1 protein-coding gene is annotated in these 460 nt (G+C 59.6%); it reads left to right on the forward strand.

The genetic code is table 11. The features are described 5' to 3' along the window. Window positions 1-460, forward strand: a 460-nt coding sequence (locus BBH99_RS22465; RefSeq protein WP_228390807.1) for a hypothetical protein, incomplete at both ends; no start/stop codon positions are given.

The following is a 460-nucleotide window of genomic DNA, read 5'->3' on the forward strand; positions in this document are numbered from 1 at the left end:
GCGGAGGCCCTCACCGCAACCGCTAAAGCCCATACAGATTTCACGAACTCTCTGAAGACGTACTTCGATGGCGCACGGCCCCAGACCACCGTGATCGAGCAGTCTGCCGCTCCAGTGCCAGACATCCGCGCCCTTCTGGATGAGGCTCTCGCGGCATTCGATGCTCGTTTTCAAGAGCAACATCGCAAGGAGATGGAGGCTCTTCGCGAGTCGAATGACGCTCAGCTCGACAGTCGCTTCAAGCAGTTCACGACCGTTCAGGAGTCCCGCTTCGAAGAGGTCGCGAAGGCCGGAAGGAAGCAGCAGGAGGAGGCGCATGAACACTTCTTGCAGCTGTGGAAGGACGCGGCTGTTCAGATGCGCAAGGATGACATGGGAGCCCTCATGTCCGCGTTGGACACACGACTAGCCGGCTTGACGGTGTCCGCGAATACTCCGCTGAACGCTACTCCGTCGCTTC

The organism is Chryseobacterium contaminans (assembly GCF_001684955.1).
In the GTDB taxonomy this organism is placed as follows: Bacteria; Bacteroidota; Bacteroidia; order Flavobacteriales; family Weeksellaceae; genus Chryseobacterium; species Chryseobacterium contaminans.